Here is a 15,711-nt window from a genome sequence, read left to right on the forward strand (position 1 = left end):
CTCGCCGCGTGAGGACCGTCAGCCGTTGCGGGCTTCCACGGCGGTGTCCGGGTTGTCGGAGAACACGCCGTCCAGGCCGGTGGCGTAGAACTTCGCGTACTCGTCGAGCGCCCGGCCGTAGGCGGCCGGGTCGGTGGACGTGCGGAGGTCGGCGGGCAGGAACGCGTTCTCGTTGCGGAACGTCCACGAGTGCACGGTCAGGCCGCGCACGTGGGCGTCGCGCACCAGCGTGGTGGGCTGCTGCAGGTTGCCCGCCGCGTCGCGCGGGATGATCAGCGGCTTCTCCACGCCGATGCCCGCCGCGTAGGTGCGGATCTCGCGCAGGCCGTCCGGCGTGACCAGGTCGCGGTAGGTGCGCTTGTCACCGGCCTTGACGAAGTCGTACGGCGCGCCCGAGGCGCTGACCAGCTGCACCAGCGGCACGCGCACCCGCGACTTGAGCCACTTCAGGTTCGCCACCTCGAACGACTGCACGTACACCCGGGCGCCGTGCCGGTTGAGGCCCTTGCGGTTGAGCGCGTCGACGAGCCGCGGCTCCAGGGGCAGGCCGATCTCCTGGAAGTACGTGGGGTGCTTGGTCTCCGGGTAGATCCCGATCTCGCGCCCCAGCTCGCGGGACAGCCGCCGCGACAGGTCGACGACCTCCTCGAACGTCGGCACCTCGAACCGGCCGTTGTAGAGGGTGTTGCGCGCCCGGACGTCCGGGATGCGCTCGACCGCGCGCAGCGTCTTCAGCTCGGCCAGCGTGAAGTCCTCGGTGAACCAGCCGGTCAGCGGCGTGCCGTCGATGACCTTGGTGGTCTTGCGGGCGGCGAACTCCGGCCGCGACGCCACGTCGGTGGTGCCGCCGATCTCGTTCTCGTGCCGCGCGACCAGCTTGCCGTCCTTGGTGACCACCAGGTCGGGCTCGATGTAGTCCGCGCCCATCCGCGCGGCCAGCTCGTACGCGGCCAGCGTGTGCTCCGGCCGGTACCCCGACGCGCCGCGGTGGCCGATCACCAGCGGCCCCTTGCGGGCGTGCGCCACGCGGTCGTCGCCGCTCGCCGCGCCCCACGGGAGCGCCACCGCCAACCCGGCCACCGCCACGGCGGCGAGCGCCGCCCCGACGATCCTCGTCCGCACCATCGCCGACCTCCTGTCAAGGTTCCAGACGCGCGGCAGCCTCGTCGCGCACCGCGACGTCCGAATCACCGTAGGGTGAAGTGCAGAACACGTCACGGTGAACTAACGTCACTCCCTCGCCAGGGCGGCCTCCTCCAGGTCCAGCTCGCGCAGCACCCGTCCCAGCACCTCGTCGTCGATCCGGCCCGCGTCCCGCGCCTCCACGAACACCTCGCGCTCGGCGTCGAGCATGGTGCGCCGCAACCGCCGGAACGCGGCGGCCGGCGACTCGTCCTCCTGCCGCCCCAGCCGCTCCCACGCCGCGTTGCCGCGGTGCTCGGCCAGCAGCCGCAGCCGGTGCACGACGTGCTCGGGCGCGTTGTCGCCGGAGCCCACCTCGTGGTCCAGCCGCCGCACCGCGGCCTCCGCGGCGGCGTGCTGGACCTGCGCCTCGGCCAGCGCGTCGCTGCGCTCCTCGTCGCCGCGGTGCCCCAGCCTCCGGATCACCAGCGGCAGCGTCAGGCCCTGGATCAGCAGCGTGCCCACGGTGACCACGAACGCGCAGAACACGATCACGTCCCGGCCGGGCAGGTCCAGCGGCAGCGCCACCGCGGCGGCCAGCGACACCACGCCCCGCATCCCCGCCCACGAGATGACCGTGACGCCGCGCCAGCCCGGCGCCTCCTCCCGCTCGCGGACGCGCCGGAACAGCCACCGGGGCAGGTAGGCCGCCGGGTACATCCACGCGAACCGCACCAGGATCGTCGCCAGCAGCACCGCGCCCGACGCCCACGCCAGCCCCGGCGTGAGGTCCACGGCGTCCACGACCGTCTTGAGCTGCAACCCGATCAGGGCGAACACGAACGACTCCAGGATCACGTCCACCGACCGCCACACCGCCGTGTCCTGCAGGCGCGTGTAGTACGAGGTGCTGGGCGCGTGGTGCCCGATGTAGAGCCCGGCCACCACCACCGCCAGCACGCCGGACGAGTGCAGCTCCTCGGCGAGCAGGTACGTGCCGAACGGCACGAGCATCCCCAGCGAGCTCTCCAGCACGCCGTCGTCCAGCCGGGTCCGCACCCACCGCACGCCCACGCCGGCCGCCAGGCCGACCAGCACGCCGCCGCCCGCGCTGACCGCGAACGTGCCCGCGCCGCCCGCCCAGCTCGCCGTGGCGCCCGCCGCGGCGGCCACCGCGACCTTGTACGCGGTCAGCGCGGTCGCGTCGTTGATCAGGCTCTCGCCGGTGAGCAGGGTCATCGTGCGGCGCGGCAGGTTCAGCCGCCGCCCGACCGCCACCGCCGCCACCGCGTCCGGCGGCGCGATCACCGCGCCCAGCACCATCGCCGACCAGAGCGGCAGCTCCGGCAGCACGAGGTGCGCCACCCAGCCGACCGCGACCGTGGTCGCCAGCACCAGGCCCACCGCGAGCAGCCCGATCGGCCTCAGGTTGGCGCGGATGTTGTGGTACGAGCTGTCCAGGGCCGCCGAGTACAGCAGCGGCGGCAGCACCAGGACCAGGATCAGCTCCGGTTCCAGGGCGAACGCCGGCAGGCCCGGGATGAACGACACCGCCAGGCCGACGCCGACCAGCACCAGCGGGGCCGACCACCCGAGCCGCCTGGAGACCGCGGTCACCAGCAGCGAGCCGACGAGCAACAGCAGCAGTTCCGGTCCGTGCATGGCGCAATCTTGCGTGATGATGGGCGACATGACCTGCTCCCACGTCGAACAGCTGCCCGCCTCGGTCGAACCCGACAGCCCCGACGGGTGCGCCGACTGCCTCGCCGCGGGCGAGCACAACTGGGCCCACCTGCGCCTCTGCCTGTCGTGCGGCCACGTGGCGTGCTGCGACTCCAGCCCGCGCCGCCACGCCACCGCGCACTTCCACGCCGGCGGCCACCCGGTGATGCGCTCGTTCGAGCCGGGCGAGGACTGGCGCTGGTGCTACGTCGACAACCGGGTCGTGTGAGGCGTCTTTACAGTCCCTTTAGACGGTCGGTCTATGGCTGTGACCGGCGACACAAGTAGCTTCGGGAGCGCCTGATCAAGCGCGACACGAAGGGGTGCGCGTGTCGACCAAGACGCAGACCGGAGAGACCACCGACGTCGACGGGTTGCTGGCCGAGTACGACGAGGAACGCCCCTCGCGCTCGCTGTCCCGGCGGTGGGAGCTGGGCGTGTGGGCGGCGGGGCTCGCCGTCTCGCTGCTGGTGCTCAAGCAGGTGTTCTGGCCGTTCGCCCAGGGCGGCCAGTTCTACCTGGTCGTGTTCCTGGCGGTGACGCTGCCGCTGGTGTTCCTCTGCTACCGCCCGCACGGGCGGCGCGGCGAGACCGACGACCCGGGCGTGCTCGACTGGGCGCTGGCCGCCGCCGCGTTCGCCGTGGCCGCCTACCCGCTGGTCGGCGGGTTCGACGCGTTCCTGGACCGGCAGGGGCAGCTGACCGCGGTGGACGTCCTCGCCGGGTCGGTGCTGCTGGTGCTGGTGCTGGAGGCGTGCCGGCGGACCACCGGGTGGGTGCTGCCGGCGGTGTGCGGCGCGTTCATCGCCTACGCCTACTACGGCGGCTACCTGCCGCCGTCCTGGCGGATCTCGCACGCCGGCGTGGACTTCAGCCAGATCATCAACGGCTTCTACAACGACGCCACCGGGTTCTACGGGACGCCGCTGGACGTGGCCGCCACCTACATCGTGCTGTTCACCATCTACGGCGCGGTGCTCAACGCCTCCGGCGCGGGCGCGTTCTTCGTGGACATCAGCTTCGCCGCGTTCCGCGGTTCCCGCACCGCGCCCGGCCGCACGGCCGCCACCGCCGGGTTCCTGCTCGGCACCGTGTCCGGCTCCGGCACCGCCACCACGGTATCGCTGGGCGCGGTGACGTGGCCGATGCTGAAGAAGGCCGGCTACCCCCGGGAGAACGCGGGCGGGCTGCTCGCCGCGTCGGGCATCGGGGCGATCCTGTCGCCGCCGACCCTGGGCGCGGCGGCGTTCATCATCGCCGAGTACCTCGAGACCTCCTACCTCCAGGTGCTGGTCTGGGCGATCCTGCCGACCCTGCTGTACTACCTGGGCATCGCGCTGGCCGTGGAGGTCGACGCCCGGCGGTTCGGCGCGAAGCCGGTGGACGTCGAGACGCCCGGCGCGTGGGCGGTGCTCAAGCGCGGCGGCTACCACTTCCTGTCGCTCGCGGTGATCGTGGTGTTCCTCGCGCTGGACATCCCGGTCTACTCGGCCGTCGTCTACGCCACCGGCGTCGCCGCGCTGTTCGCGCTGGTCGCGAGGCGGGGCGACGTGCGCGGGTGGGCGCGGGACGTGCTCGACTCGCTGTCCGCCGGCGCCCGCTCGGCGCTGCCGGTGGTCGCGGTGTGCGCGGCGGCGGGCGTGATCACCTCGACCATCACCAAGACGGGGCTCGGCCAGGTGCTGGCGGACCAATTGGTGGGCGTGGCGCGGGCGATCTCGTCGGACCCGACCGCGGTCCTGGTCGTCACGGCGGTGCTGGCGGCGGTCGCGGTGGGCGTGCTCGGGCTCGCGGTGCCGGTCACGGCCTCGTTCATCATCGCCTGGGTCGTGATCGGGCCCGCGCTGACGGACCTGGGCGTGGCGCCCGAGGAGGCCGCCATGTTCATCTTCTACTACGCGGTGCTGTCGGAGGTGACGCCGCCGACCGCGCTGGCCGCCGTCGCCGCGGCCGCGATCACCGGCGGCGACGTGATGAAGACGATGTGGCGGACGTGGAAGTACACGCTGCCCGCGTTCCTCGTGCCGCTGGCGTTCGTGCTGACCGACAACGGCGCCGGGCTGCTGCTGCGCACGTCGCCCCTCGACGCCCTGTGGGTGTTCGCGGTGTCGGCGCTCGGCGTGGCCGCGCTGGCCGTGCTCACCGGCGGGTGGCTCCTCGGCCCGGCGCGGTGGCCCGAGCGGCTGCTGTGCGCGCCCGCCGCCGCGGCCCTGCTCTACCTGCAACCGGTGACCATCGCCGTCGGCCTCGGGTTCCTGGTGGCCGCGGTGGCGGTGCACGTCGTCCTGCGCAAGACATCGAGGAAGGAGCAGCAGCATGCGTAGCTGGGCGCTGAGGGTCGCCGCGGGCGGGCTCGCGATCGGGCTGGTCGCCGCCGGGTGCGGCGGGAAGCGGACCCCCGAGGCCGCGTCGCCGTCGGGTGGCGGCGCCGCCTGCGAGGCGTCGGACGGCCGGATCACCATCGCCACCGGCAACTCCGGCGGCGTCTACTACGTCGTCGGCGGCGGCCTGGCGAAGCTGATCAGCGACAACACCGGGTTGAAGGCCACCGCCGCGGAGACCGGCGCGTCCGTGCAGAACATCCAGCAGCTCGTCGGGAACGACTACGACGTGGCGTTCTCGCTGGCGGACACGGCGGCCGACGCGGTCGCGGGCAAGGGCGCGTTCGACGGCGAGCCGCAGGACGTCAAGGCGCTGACCAGGCTGTACTCGAACTACACGCAGGTGCTGGTGCGCGCCGACTCCGGGATCGACTCGATCGCGGACCTGCGCGGCAAGCGGATCTCCACCGGGTCGCCCAAGTCCGGCACCGAGGTCATCGCCCACCGCCTGCTCACCGCCGCCGGGCTGAACCCCGAGACCGACGTCCAGGCCCAGCGGCTCGACCTGGCCAAGACCGCGGACGGCATGAAGGACGGCAGCCTCGACGGCCTGGTGTGGAGCGGCGGCCTGCCGACGGCGCAGATCACCGACATCACCACGTCGCTGAAGGACCGGGTGAAGTTCCTCGACGTCACCCCGCAGCTCGACGCGCTGAAGCAGGTCAACGAGGTCTACGAGCGGGGCGTCATCCCGGCCGCCACCTACGGGCAGCCGGCCGACGTGCCGACGGTCGTGGTGCCGAACGTGCTGCTGGTCCGGTCGGACTTCCCCGAGGGCGACGCGTGCGCGATCACCAAGCTCATCTTCGACAAGAAGGCCGACCTGGAAGCGGTGCACCCGGCGGCCAAGGGCATCACCCGGGAGGCGGCCGCGCAGACCGACCCGGTGCCGCTGCACCCCGGCTCGCAGGACGCCCTGGGCGGGTGAGCGGGTCGGTCATCTAGGCTGGCCCACCGTGCGTGTCCTGGTCATCGGGTCTGGCGCCCGTGAACATGCCCTAGTCCTCGCGCTGTCGCGGGACCCCTCGGTGATCGCGCTGGCGTGCGCGCCCGGCAACGCCGGCATCGCCGGTGTGGCGGAGACCTACGGTGTCGACGTCACCGACGGCGCGGCCGTCGCGGCGTTGGCCAAGGAGTGGAACGCCGACCTGGTCGTGGTCGGGCCGGAGCAGCCCCTCGTGGCGGGTGCGGCGGACGCCGTGCGCGCGGCCGGGATCCCCTGCTTCGGCCCGTCGGCCGCGGCGGCCCGGATCGAGGGCTCCAAGGCGTTCGCCAAGGACGTCATGGCCGCGGCGGGCGTGCCGACGGCGACGTCCGAGGTGGTCGACAACCCGGCGCGGCTCGACGCCGCCCTGACCCGCTTCGGCCCCACGTGGGTGGTGAAGGACGACGGGCTGGCGGCCGGCAAGGGCGTGGTCGTGACGACCGACCGGGCGGTGGCCCGGGCCCACGCCATGACGCTGCTGGACCACGGCCACCCGGTGCTGCTGGAGACGTTCCTCGACGGGCCCGAGGTGTCGCTGTTCTGCCTGGTCGACGGCTCGTCCGTGGTGCCGCTGCTGCCCGCGCAGGACTTCAAGCGCGTCGGCGACGGCGACTCCGGCCCCAACACCGGCGGCATGGGCGCGTACTCGCCGCTGCCCTGGGCCCCCGAGGGCCTGGTCGACACGATCGTGTCGACCTGCGTGCAGCCGGTCGTGGACGAGCTGGCGCGGCGCGGCACCCCGTTCACCGGCCTGCTGTACGCGGGCCTGGCCCTGACCTCCACCGGGCCGCAGGTGATCGAGTTCAACTGCCGCTTCGGCGACCCGGAGACGCAGGCCGTCCTGGCCCTGCTGCGGACCCCGCTGGCGGGCCTGTTCCACGCCGCCGCGACCGGCGAGCTGGCCTCCGCGCCGGCCCTGGAGTGGGCCGACGGCTACGCGGTGACGGTCGTCATCGCCGCCGAGGGCTACCCCGGCCGTCCCCGCACGGGTGACGTCGTCGGCGGCGGCGACGCGGAGGGCGTGCTGCACGCGGGCACCCGCCGGCGCGAGGACGGGGCCGTCGTCTCGGTCGGCGGGAGGGTCCTGTCGGTCGTCGGCACGGGCCCCACGCTGGCCGAAGCCAGGGAAGACACCTACCGGCGGGTGGCGGGCGTCCACCTCACCGGCTCGCACCACCGGACCGACATCGCGCTGCGCGCGGCCAACGGCGGGATCGAAGTCCCCTAGGCCCCTCACCACGGTTCATCGCGCGCGGGCGGCAGGCTCTCCCCTGACCGCCCGCGCGCTCTGCTCTGCTCTGCGAACGCGGTGGAACCGACCACGGCACGCGTCCGTCCAACTTCAGATCCGGCACACGCGGCCGTTGGTAGCCTCGGACCGGGACCGATTCGTCACCGACCGTACGGGGGTTGGACGTCGTGGCAGAGGAGAGCGGCCTGCTGGGAGCCGTCGCCGGTATAGGTGGTGTCATCGGCAAGGCGGTCGGCGACGCGTTCGCGGCGGAGAAGCGGCTGAGCGAGACGATGGCTTCGGGGCCGGGCTCCGGTCAGAAGTTCGAGGTGACCAAGGAGACGGTCCTGCAGGCCGGCAAGGTCATCAGCGCCCAGATGGAAATGCTCCAGAAAGGCTATGCCGACGCTTTCGACGACCTCCGGGTCGAACTCCGCGGCGCCGACGAGCTGAACGCGGACATCGCCCTGGCGTGGAACGACCGCCTCGTCGGGAGCGACGACTCCTACGCCAAGAACATCAAGCGGTACATCGACAGCCTGGCGGGTCTCGTCGATCAGCTCCGCGAGACGGCCAAGCAGTACGGGTACACCGAGGAAGAGGTCGAAGCGGCCATGGGGGCAGCGGGTGCCACGCACAAGTAACGTCGTGTTCGTGCTCGCGGCCGCGCTGGCGGTGCTGGCCGGTTGCACCACCGGTGAGGGCGGCAACCCCAGCCCGCAGACCACGGCCACGGGCGGATCCCCCACCTCCGGTTCGACGGAGCCGACCGCGGATCTTCCGCCTCGACCGGCCGAGATTGAGCTCGACGGCATCACCGACGCCTGCACCGCCCTGACGACCGACCAGCGTCAGCAGTTGGGGATCGACGAGGCGATCAACGAGCCCCAGGACGTGATCCAGGGCAAAGACTCGCCCGGGTGCAGCTTTCAGGCGAACTCGCGGCCGCTGTTCAGCTACGAGGTCGCATTGATCGCCGACGAGGGCGTGGGCTACTGGCAGGGTGGCGGCAACCTCGACGTCGAGCGGAAGACCGTGGCGGGGTTCGGCGCCTACCAGGTCACCCTGGCCGGTACGACGGACGCGGACTGCGCGTTGGCCGTGGACGTGGCGGACGGGCAGCAGGTTTTCGTGTCCTTCCTGCCGATCACCGACTCATTCACCCAGGACGAGATGTGCCAGAACGCGGCCAAGGGCGCAGAAATGGCACTCGCGACTTTGCAAACGCTGAAGTGAGGGGGAGTTGTGACCGGCTTCAGGCAGATCAGGGACTTCCGGTTCCAGGGGTACGACAACTCGGCGCTCTCCGCGCTGGTCCAGCGGTTCTCCCAGGGTGACGCGGCGCAGCAGTTCAGCAACGCCTCGCACGCACTGCGGAAGCTCGCGTCCACCCTTGAGGAAACCGACCAGACGCTGCGGGACGAGCTGCGCAAGCTCGGCATCGAGTGGCAGGGCGCGGCCGGGGACAACGCCGGGCAGGCGGTGACGGTGTCGGCCGACGTCGCGACTTCGGGGACCGAGGCGGCGCAGCACAACTCCAAGGCCACGGCGGTGCAGGGGGCCACCTACAGCCACACGCGCAACGGGATGCCCGACCCCCAGGCGTTGCGCGGGGACACCGAGACGAACTTCGTGGACGACGTCGGCGGGTTCTTCGGGTACGAGACCGACCACGCCAAGGAAGTGAAGGAGACCCAGGCCGCCCGGGAGCAGACCATCCGGGGGCTGGAGCAGTACACCGACGCGAGTCGGGACGCGCTCAACCAGTACCAGGGGATGAACCGGCCGCCGCAGTTCGACGTGACGGCCGCGGCCAGTGCCGGTGCGCCCGTCACGGCCGTGGGGCAGCCCGGTGGTGTGGTGCCGGGGGTGCCCGGGTCGGTGCCCGGCGGGTTGCCGGGTGGGTCGTTCGGGCAGGCGCTGCCCGGTGGTTCGGTCGGGTTGCCCGGACAGCTGCCGGGGCAGTTGCCCGGCCAGGTGCCCGGTCAGCTCCCGGGGCAGTTGCCCGGTGGTGGGACGACCACGATCGGGCCGCCCGTGCCCGGTGTCGGCGGGACGAACACGCAGACCGCCGCGATCGGCAAGCCCGGTGGGTCGAACCTCGGGCTGGGGATCGGGTTGGGGCTCGCGGGTGGCGCGGCGCTGGGTGCCATCGCGGCCGGCGCCCGGGCCGGTCGGGTGGAGCGCAACCCGTCCGGCGCGGTGCCGCCCGGTGGCAAGGCGCCCGAGGGTGCCGGTGGCAAGGGCGCCGGAGCCGGTGGCGCGGGCAAGGGCGTGGCGCCCGGCGTGCTGACCGGCAAGCCCGGGGTGTCGGCGACCATCGGCGCGATCGACCCCGACGAGCGGGTGGCCGGGCGCGGCGGTGCGGCCGGCGTCGCGGGCAAGGCCGGCGCCGGCGCATCCATGATGCAGCCCGCCGCGACCGCGAAGGGCGGGCCGGAGGAGGAAGACGCCGAGCACGTCCGCAAGTACGGCGTGGACTCCGACGACGTGTTCGGTGACGAGCGGATGGTCGTGCAGTCGGTCATCGGCGACGAACCCGAGCGGAAGTGACGTGGGCACGGTCGTCCTGACGACGCTGGAGTTCGACGTCGCGTGGGAAGGGGAGCGGCTCACCAGGCGGAACGTCGCGCTCGACGTGCCCAGCCCCGGTGTCACGCACACCGAGCGCGCGGTGTTCGTCGGGCAGGCCTGGGGGTCGCTGTCCGAGCGCGGGCTGGCGTCGAACGGGCGGCTGACGCCCGAGTTGGCCGACGCGTTCGCGCTGCTGGCCAACCCGCAGGTGTCGATCGACATCTGGATCTGGGTCGATGGCCGCAAGATCAAGGGTCTTGCGGCCGCCGCCGGTGACGAGGCGGTGCTCGCCGTCGTCGACGGTGACGAGGTGTGGCTGATCGACGCTCGGGCCAGCGCGCTGGCCGAGGCGGCGGTGTCGGTGGCCGGTGAGATGCCCGCCGGCTACGGGCGGTCCATCAGCCTGCCCAACGACCTGCTGCGCAAGGCGTCCGAAGAGGCCGGGAAGGACGCGGAGAAGCTGGTGCTGGCGCTGGAGCGGCACGGCTTGCCGCTCCACGAGGCGCAGGAACTGGCCGGCATGTGCGACGGCATGAGCACCCGCGGCCAGTTCGGCGCCGAACGCGCCCAGCACAGCGGACCGCCCGTGCGGGCCGGGCGCGTGGTGGCCTGGCACGACACCCCGTCCGGCCGCTACCTCCACCTGGTGCGGCCCAGTTCGGACGGGCGCAACTGGAGCACGATCACCCCGATCGACAACGCCCGGTTGGCAGGCTGCGTCTGGGAGCTGCTGCAGGAGATCTGACCACCACGCCACCCCGTCCATGACACGCCGCCTAACCCGCCCATGCCCACGGTTCGCCGCAGGCGGGCAGGGCGGGCAGGGCGGTAAGCGGGCAGGTAGATGGCTGTCGCGTTGAGCGGGTGGCGGTTGAGTGGCCAGCGGTGGTTGGGCGGCGGTTGAGCGGGCGGTGGTGGCCGGCTGGGCGGTTGGCCGGCTGAGCCGAGGTTGGGCTTGGGCTTGGGAGCGCTCCCGTAGGTATGACCGTTCGGTTGGAACCCGGGCGGCCTTCGCCACGTCAGTTCCGTGCGGGCCTGGGGGGCCGGAGCAATGCCCGCCGTCATCCGGGAGTGACGTTTCGTGTCCAACGCGACGCTCAGCGCAACCGCTTTCCGCACCGCCTGGGAACACCTCGACCTCGGCGCGATGCCGATCGTCCTGCACGTCCAGGACGAGCCCGCACCGTGGAGCGCCCTGACCACGCGCGGACTCGCCCGTGGCGGTGAGCTGGACCCGTGGCTCGGTGCGGCGTTCAAGCTGCTCGCCTACCCGCCCCGCTCGGCCGACCTGCGGCTCGGGATCGGGCGCGCGGCGGTGCGGGCGCTGGCGGCCTCGACCGGCGCCGGTTCGTTGTTGGCCGTGCTGACCGGGGACCTGCTCACCGTCCGCGAGCTGGACACCGACCTCGCCACCGCCTTGGTCGACCTGCTGCCCGCGATGCCGGACGGCAGGGTCGGCGCGCCGGACCTGCGCGGCCAGTTCGGCGCCGCCGCGATCGACCGGACCGGCAGGCGGCAGCGCGCGGCGGACGTGGTCGAGTTCCACGGGTTCACCGATGCCGACGTGCTGCGCGCGCGGATCAACGCGCTGCTCGCCCGCTTCTCCGAGCCCTCGGGTGAGGTGCGGGAGGCCTGAAGGGGACAGGAATCCCGCAGGCAGGAGACCTGAGGAGCAGGGGTCCCGCGGGCAGGAAGCCTGGGAGGTGGGAGTCCCGCAGGTAGGAGGCCGGTGGACACGCGCTCTGAGGAGGCCGGATTCCGGGAGGGTCGGAGTCCGGGAGTCCGGGAGTCCGGGAGTCCGGGAGTTCGGGAGGGCCGGGGTTCCGAGGGGCGGAGTCCCGAAGGGCGGGAGGGCTGAGGTGGGGCGGGTGCCTCCCTCCTGAGGTGGCTGGTCGGTTGGTGGGGGCGTGCGGGTTAGCCTGACCCCCATGTTGGGTGTTGCCGCTCGTGCTGAGGTGCCTCCTTTCCACGTCATGGAGGTGTTGTCGGCCGCGGCTCGGCGGCAGCGGGTTCGGGGGGACGTCGTGTCGTTGGCCGCCGGGCAGCCTTCGAGTGCCGCGCCGACGCCCGTGCTGGAGGCCGCGCAGCGCGCCCTGCGGGAGCAGCCCCTCGGGTACACCGAGCAGCTCGGCATCGTCGAGCTGCGTGAAGCCCTGGCCGGGCACTACGGCAGGCAGTACGGCCTGGAGGTCTCCGCCGATGACGTGGTGGTGACCACCGGGTCGTCCGGGGCGTTCCTCCTCGCGTTCCTCGCGTCCTTCGAGGCCGGCGACCGGGTCGCGCTGGCCCGGCCCGGCTACCCGGCCTACCGCAACATCCTGCGCGCGCTGGGGTGCGAGGTCGTGGAGCTGCCGTGCGGACCCGAGACCCGCTTCCAGCCCACGGTGGAGGTGCTGGAGGCGGCGGGACCGCTCGACGGGCTGGTGGTGGCCAGTCCCGCCAACCCCACCGGCACGGTGCTCGCGCCCGCCGAGCTGGCCGGGCTCGCCGAGTGGTGCGGCGCGCGCGGGGTGCGGTTGGTCAGCGACGAGATCTACCACGGCATCAGCTACGGCACCCCCCTCGCCTGCGCGTGGGAGACCTCACGGGACACCATCGTCGTCAACTCCTTCTCCAAGGCGTTCGCCATGACCGGGTGGCGGCTGGGCTGGATGCTGCTGCCGCCGGACCTGCGCCGGGCCGTGGACCGGTTGACCGGCAACTTCACGCTCTGCCCGCCCGCCCTGGCCCAGCACGCGGCCGTCGCCGCGTTCGAGCCCGAGTCGTACGCGCAGACCGAACGCCTGGTCGAGGGGTACCGCCTCAACCGCGACGTCCTGCTCAAGGGCCTGGCCGACCTGGGCATCGACCGGGTGGCCCCCGCCGACGGCGCCTTCTACGCCTACGCCGACGTCTCGCACCTCACCGACGACTCGATGGACTTCTGCCGCCGGCTGCTCGACGACACCGGCGTCGCGATCGTGCCCGGCGTCGACTTCGACCCCGTGCGCGGGCACGAGTTCATCCGCTTGTCGTTCGCCGGGGCCGCCCACGACATCGAGGAGGCGCTGCGGCGCATCGGGAGTTGGCTTTCGTCGTCATCATGATGACTTTTTACGCCGAGGGGCGGGGGTGTGGCCAGGAATTCCGGGCGGGAGCACCCGATCAGGTGTCATCGTGGTGTCATGGTTCGCATCATCGTGTTCCTGCTGGCCGCCTGGGTGCTCCTGGCCGTCGTGGGGTCGATCGTCAAGGGCGTCCTCTGGCTGGTCCTGGTCGGAGGGGCGTTGTTCCTGGGTGTCGCCGCGTACGGCGCGATCAAGACCCACAAGCGCCCCAAGGGCATCAAGGGACCGGGTAACTAGGAAAAACGGGGTAGGGCGCTCACCATGGGGCGGTGTTCGAGACCGATGAACGCCGCCTCGACCGGTGGGAGCGGCGCGCCGAGTGGCCCCTGACGGGCCTCGCGGCGCTGTTCCTGGCCGCCTACGCCTGGCAGGTCCTCGACGACCGCGCCACGCCCGGCCTGCACGACGCGCTGGAGGTCGTCCTCCGGCTGGTGTGGCTCGTGTTCGCCGTGGACTACGCGGTGCGCCTCGCGCTGGCCGTCGACAAGCGCCGGTTCTTCACCGCGCACCTGTTCGACCTGGTCGCGGTCCTGCTGCCGGCCGTCCGCCAGCTCCGGGTGCTGCGCCTGCTCAGCGTCCTCAAGGTGCTCAACCGCCGGTTCGCGGGCCGGGTCCGGCAGCGCGTCGGCGTGTACGTCGGCGCCGTCACGGTCATGGTCGGCGCGTGCGCCTCGCTGGCCGTGCTGGACGCCGAGCGCCACCACCCCGACGCCACCATCACCACCTTCGGTGACGCCGCGTGGTGGACGCTCACCACGATCACCACCGTGGGTTACGGCGACCGCTACCCCGTCACCTGGGAAGGTCGCCTGGTCGCGGCGCTGCTCATGGTCGGCGGCATCGCCCTGCTCGGCGTCATCACCGGCACCATCGCGTCCTGGCTGGTGGAGCGGCTGAGCGGGGTCGAGGGCTCGGTCGCCGAGGCCGAGCGGGCGACGCTGGCCGAGCTCCGCCTGGTCAAGGCGGAGCTGGCCGCGCTGCGCGCCGAGCTAGAGCACCGCCCGGGCGTGTGAGCTGCCGCGCCACAGCACGCCCCGCAGGCCCGCCGCGTTCGCGCCGTCCACGTTGACCTGCCGGTCGTCGAAGAACACGCAGTCCGCCGGGTCCGCCCCGAGCCGTTCCGCCAACGCCGCGAAGATCCGCAGGTCCGGCTTGGCCACGCCCAGGTCGCCGGAGAACACCAGGTGCCGGAAGTGCCCGGTCCACGGCTCGCGCTCGGCGACCCGCGCGAACGACACCGGCGCGTTGGACAGCAGCGCCAGCGGCACCCCGGTCGCCGCCAGCTCCTCGATCAGCTCCAGGGTGGCGGGGTCGGGGAGCAGCCACCCGCGCACGTCGACGTCGGTCAGCCGGCGCGCCAGCTCCTCGTCCACTTCGGCACCCGCCACCGCGCCGACCGCCCGCCAGTACTCCAGGTCGGGCTGCCCGCGGTCGTACTCGTCGCGCGCCTTCCAGTACCCGCGCTCGAAGTCCGCCAGGGGCACGCCGAGCAGGTTCGCCAGGTCCGGCAGCGCCCCGGTCGGCCGCGAGATCACCTCGCCGTAGTCGAACACCACCCAGCGCATCAGCTCACCGACCCGATCCGGCGAAGCGCCTCGGCCACGTCGTCGCCTCCCACGTCGCGGTGCGTCACGAAGCGCACCTTGCCTCCCATCGGCCCGGCGAACACGCCCAGGTGACGCAGGCCGTTCAGCGTGACCTCCAGGTCGGGCACGCCCGCCAGCACGATGTTGGTCTCGGGCTCGTCCACCTGCCAGCCCAGCTCGGCCAGGCCCGCGGCCAGCGCCTTCGCGTTGGCGTGGTCCTGGGCCAGGTCGTCGACCCGCCCGAGCGCGACCAGGCCCGCCGCGGCCAGCACACCGCCCTGCCGGACGCCGCCGCCGAGCATCTTGCGCACCCGCCGCGCCTCGGCCACGAACGTCGCCGTCCCGGCCACCACCGACCCGACCGGCGCGCCCAGCCCCTTCGACAGGCACACCTGCACCGTGTCCACGCCGACCGCCAGCGCCGCGGGCGGCAGCCCGAGCGCCACGGCCGCGTTCCACAGCCGCGCGCCGTCCAGGTGCACCCGCAGGCCGGTCTCCCTCGCCGCCGACACCAGCAGCGCGTGCTGGTCCGGCTGGGTCACCGAGCCGCCCGCCGAGTTGTGCGTGTTCTCCAGGCACAGCAGCGCCGTGCGCAGCGTGTAGTACGGCCCGGACACGCCAGCCGCCGCGCGCACCGCGTCCGCCGACACCCGACCGGGTCCCGCGTCCCACTCGACGGGGTGAGGCATGCCGCCCGCCAGCCACGCGGCCGTGCCCAGCTCGCTGTCCAGCACGTGCGCGCCGCGCGGCGCCAGGAACCGGTCGCCCGGCCGCAGGTGCGTGATCAGCGCGATCAGGTTGCCCATCGACCCGGAGGGCACCCACAGCGCCGCGTCCACGCCCAGCAGCTCGGCGACGCGGTCCTCCAGCAGCCGCATCGTGGGGTCGTGGTCGAGCACGTCGTCGGCGACCTCCGCGCTCGCCATCGCGAGTCTCATGGTCTCGTCCGGCTGGGTGACGGTGTCGGAGCGGAAGTCCAGGGGCGCGTACTCGGTCACGAATG

At 72.9% G+C, this 15,711-nt stretch carries 16 protein-coding genes; 12 read left to right on the forward strand and 4 right to left on the reverse strand.

What is annotated here, in order from left to right:
- Nucleotides 1-18 precede the first annotated feature (18 nt).
- Nucleotides 19-1,125 carry a glycerophosphodiester phosphodiesterase gene (locus ACFV4N_RS13330; RefSeq protein ID WP_499672768.1) on the reverse strand — a complete coding sequence of 369 codons (1,107 nt, stop codon included), beginning with the start codon at nucleotides 1,123-1,125 and terminating at the stop codon, nucleotides 19-21.
- 105 nt (nucleotides 1,126-1,230) lie between these two features.
- The gene (locus ACFV4N_RS13335; RefSeq protein ID WP_499672769.1) at nucleotides 1,231-2,784 is read right to left on the reverse strand and encodes a Na+/H+ antiporter; all 1,554 of its coding nucleotides are present in this window, start codon (nucleotides 2,782-2,784) and stop codon (nucleotides 1,231-1,233) included.
- Nucleotides 2,785-2,812: 28 nt separating this feature from the next.
- Here ACFV4N_RS13335 and ACFV4N_RS13340 point away from each other — a divergent pair, with 28 nt between their 5' ends.
- From ACFV4N_RS13340 to ACFV4N_RS13395, 12 genes are all read left to right on the forward strand, one after another.
- Nucleotides 2,813-3,073, forward strand: a complete 261-nt coding sequence (locus tag ACFV4N_RS13340) for a UBP-type zinc finger domain-containing protein (RefSeq protein ID WP_499672770.1) — start codon at nucleotides 2,813-2,815, stop codon at nucleotides 3,071-3,073.
- 100 nt (nucleotides 3,074-3,173) lie between these two features.
- Nucleotides 3,174-5,168, forward strand: coding sequence for a TRAP transporter permease (locus ACFV4N_RS13345; protein WP_499672771.1), 1,995 nt, complete (start codon nucleotides 3,174-3,176; stop codon nucleotides 5,166-5,168).
- The gene (locus ACFV4N_RS13350; protein WP_499672772.1) at nucleotides 5,161-6,153 is read left to right on the forward strand and encodes a TAXI family TRAP transporter solute-binding subunit; all 993 of its coding nucleotides are present in this window, start codon (nucleotides 5,161-5,163) and stop codon (nucleotides 6,151-6,153) included. Before ACFV4N_RS13345 ends, ACFV4N_RS13350 begins: the two co-directional genes overlap by 8 nt.
- 28 nt (nucleotides 6,154-6,181) lie before the next feature.
- Entirely contained in the window at nucleotides 6,182-7,438 is a 1,257-nt protein-coding gene (gene purD, locus ACFV4N_RS13355; RefSeq protein ID WP_499672773.1) for a phosphoribosylamine--glycine ligase, read from the forward strand.
- A gap of 182 nt (nucleotides 7,439-7,620) precedes the next feature.
- Entirely contained in the window at nucleotides 7,621-8,085 is a 465-nt protein-coding gene (locus tag ACFV4N_RS13360; protein ID WP_499672774.1) for a hypothetical protein, read from the forward strand.
- Between the two features lie 4 nt (nucleotides 8,086-8,089).
- Nucleotides 8,090-8,677 (forward strand): DUF3558 domain-containing protein, encoded by a 588-nt coding sequence (locus ACFV4N_RS13365; protein ID WP_499672775.1) that lies wholly within the window; start codon nucleotides 8,090-8,092, stop codon nucleotides 8,675-8,677.
- A gap of 9 nt (nucleotides 8,678-8,686) precedes the next feature.
- A complete protein-coding gene (locus ACFV4N_RS13370; RefSeq protein ID WP_499672776.1) occupies nucleotides 8,687-9,994 on the forward strand; it encodes a PPE domain-containing protein in 1,308 nt (435 codons plus the stop codon).
- A gap of 1 nt (nucleotide 9,995) precedes the next feature.
- Nucleotides 9,996-10,760: an ESX secretion-associated protein EspG gene (locus ACFV4N_RS13375; RefSeq protein WP_499672777.1), complete on the forward strand. Its 765-nt coding sequence runs from the start codon at nucleotides 9,996-9,998 to the stop codon at nucleotides 10,758-10,760.
- 336 nt (nucleotides 10,761-11,096) lie between these two features.
- A complete protein-coding gene (locus ACFV4N_RS13380) occupies nucleotides 11,097-11,651 on the forward strand; it encodes an ESX secretion-associated protein EspG (RefSeq protein WP_499672778.1) in 555 nt (184 codons plus the stop codon).
- A gap of 292 nt (nucleotides 11,652-11,943) precedes the next feature.
- Nucleotides 11,944-13,101, forward strand: a complete 1,158-nt coding sequence (locus ACFV4N_RS13385; protein ID WP_499672779.1) for a pyridoxal phosphate-dependent aminotransferase — start codon at nucleotides 11,944-11,946, stop codon at nucleotides 13,099-13,101.
- A gap of 78 nt (nucleotides 13,102-13,179) precedes the next feature.
- Nucleotides 13,180-13,359: a hypothetical protein gene (locus ACFV4N_RS13390; protein ID WP_499672780.1), complete on the forward strand. Its 180-nt coding sequence runs from the start codon at nucleotides 13,180-13,182 to the stop codon at nucleotides 13,357-13,359.
- A 32-nt stretch (nucleotides 13,360-13,391) separates the two neighbouring features.
- Nucleotides 13,392-14,135, forward strand: coding sequence for a potassium channel family protein (locus ACFV4N_RS13395; RefSeq protein ID WP_499672781.1), 744 nt, complete (start codon nucleotides 13,392-13,394; stop codon nucleotides 14,133-14,135).
- On the opposite strand, the gene ACFV4N_RS13400 is transcribed toward ACFV4N_RS13395, so the two are convergent.
- Nucleotides 14,112-14,687, reverse strand: a complete 576-nt coding sequence (locus ACFV4N_RS13400) for an HAD family hydrolase (RefSeq protein WP_499672782.1) — start codon at nucleotides 14,685-14,687, stop codon at nucleotides 14,112-14,114. The genes ACFV4N_RS13395 and ACFV4N_RS13400 overlap by 24 nt on opposite strands.
- Nucleotides 14,687-15,706 carry a threonine aldolase family protein gene (locus tag ACFV4N_RS13405; RefSeq protein ID WP_499672783.1) on the reverse strand — a complete coding sequence of 340 codons (1,020 nt, stop codon included), beginning with the start codon at nucleotides 15,704-15,706 and terminating at the stop codon, nucleotides 14,687-14,689. Before ACFV4N_RS13405 ends, ACFV4N_RS13400 begins: the two co-directional genes overlap by 1 nt.
- Between the last annotated feature and the right edge of the window lie 5 nt (nucleotides 15,707-15,711).

The organism is Actinosynnema sp. NPDC059797 (assembly GCF_042732085.1).
In the GTDB taxonomy this organism is placed as follows: Bacteria; Actinomycetota; Actinomycetes; order Mycobacteriales; family Pseudonocardiaceae; genus Actinosynnema.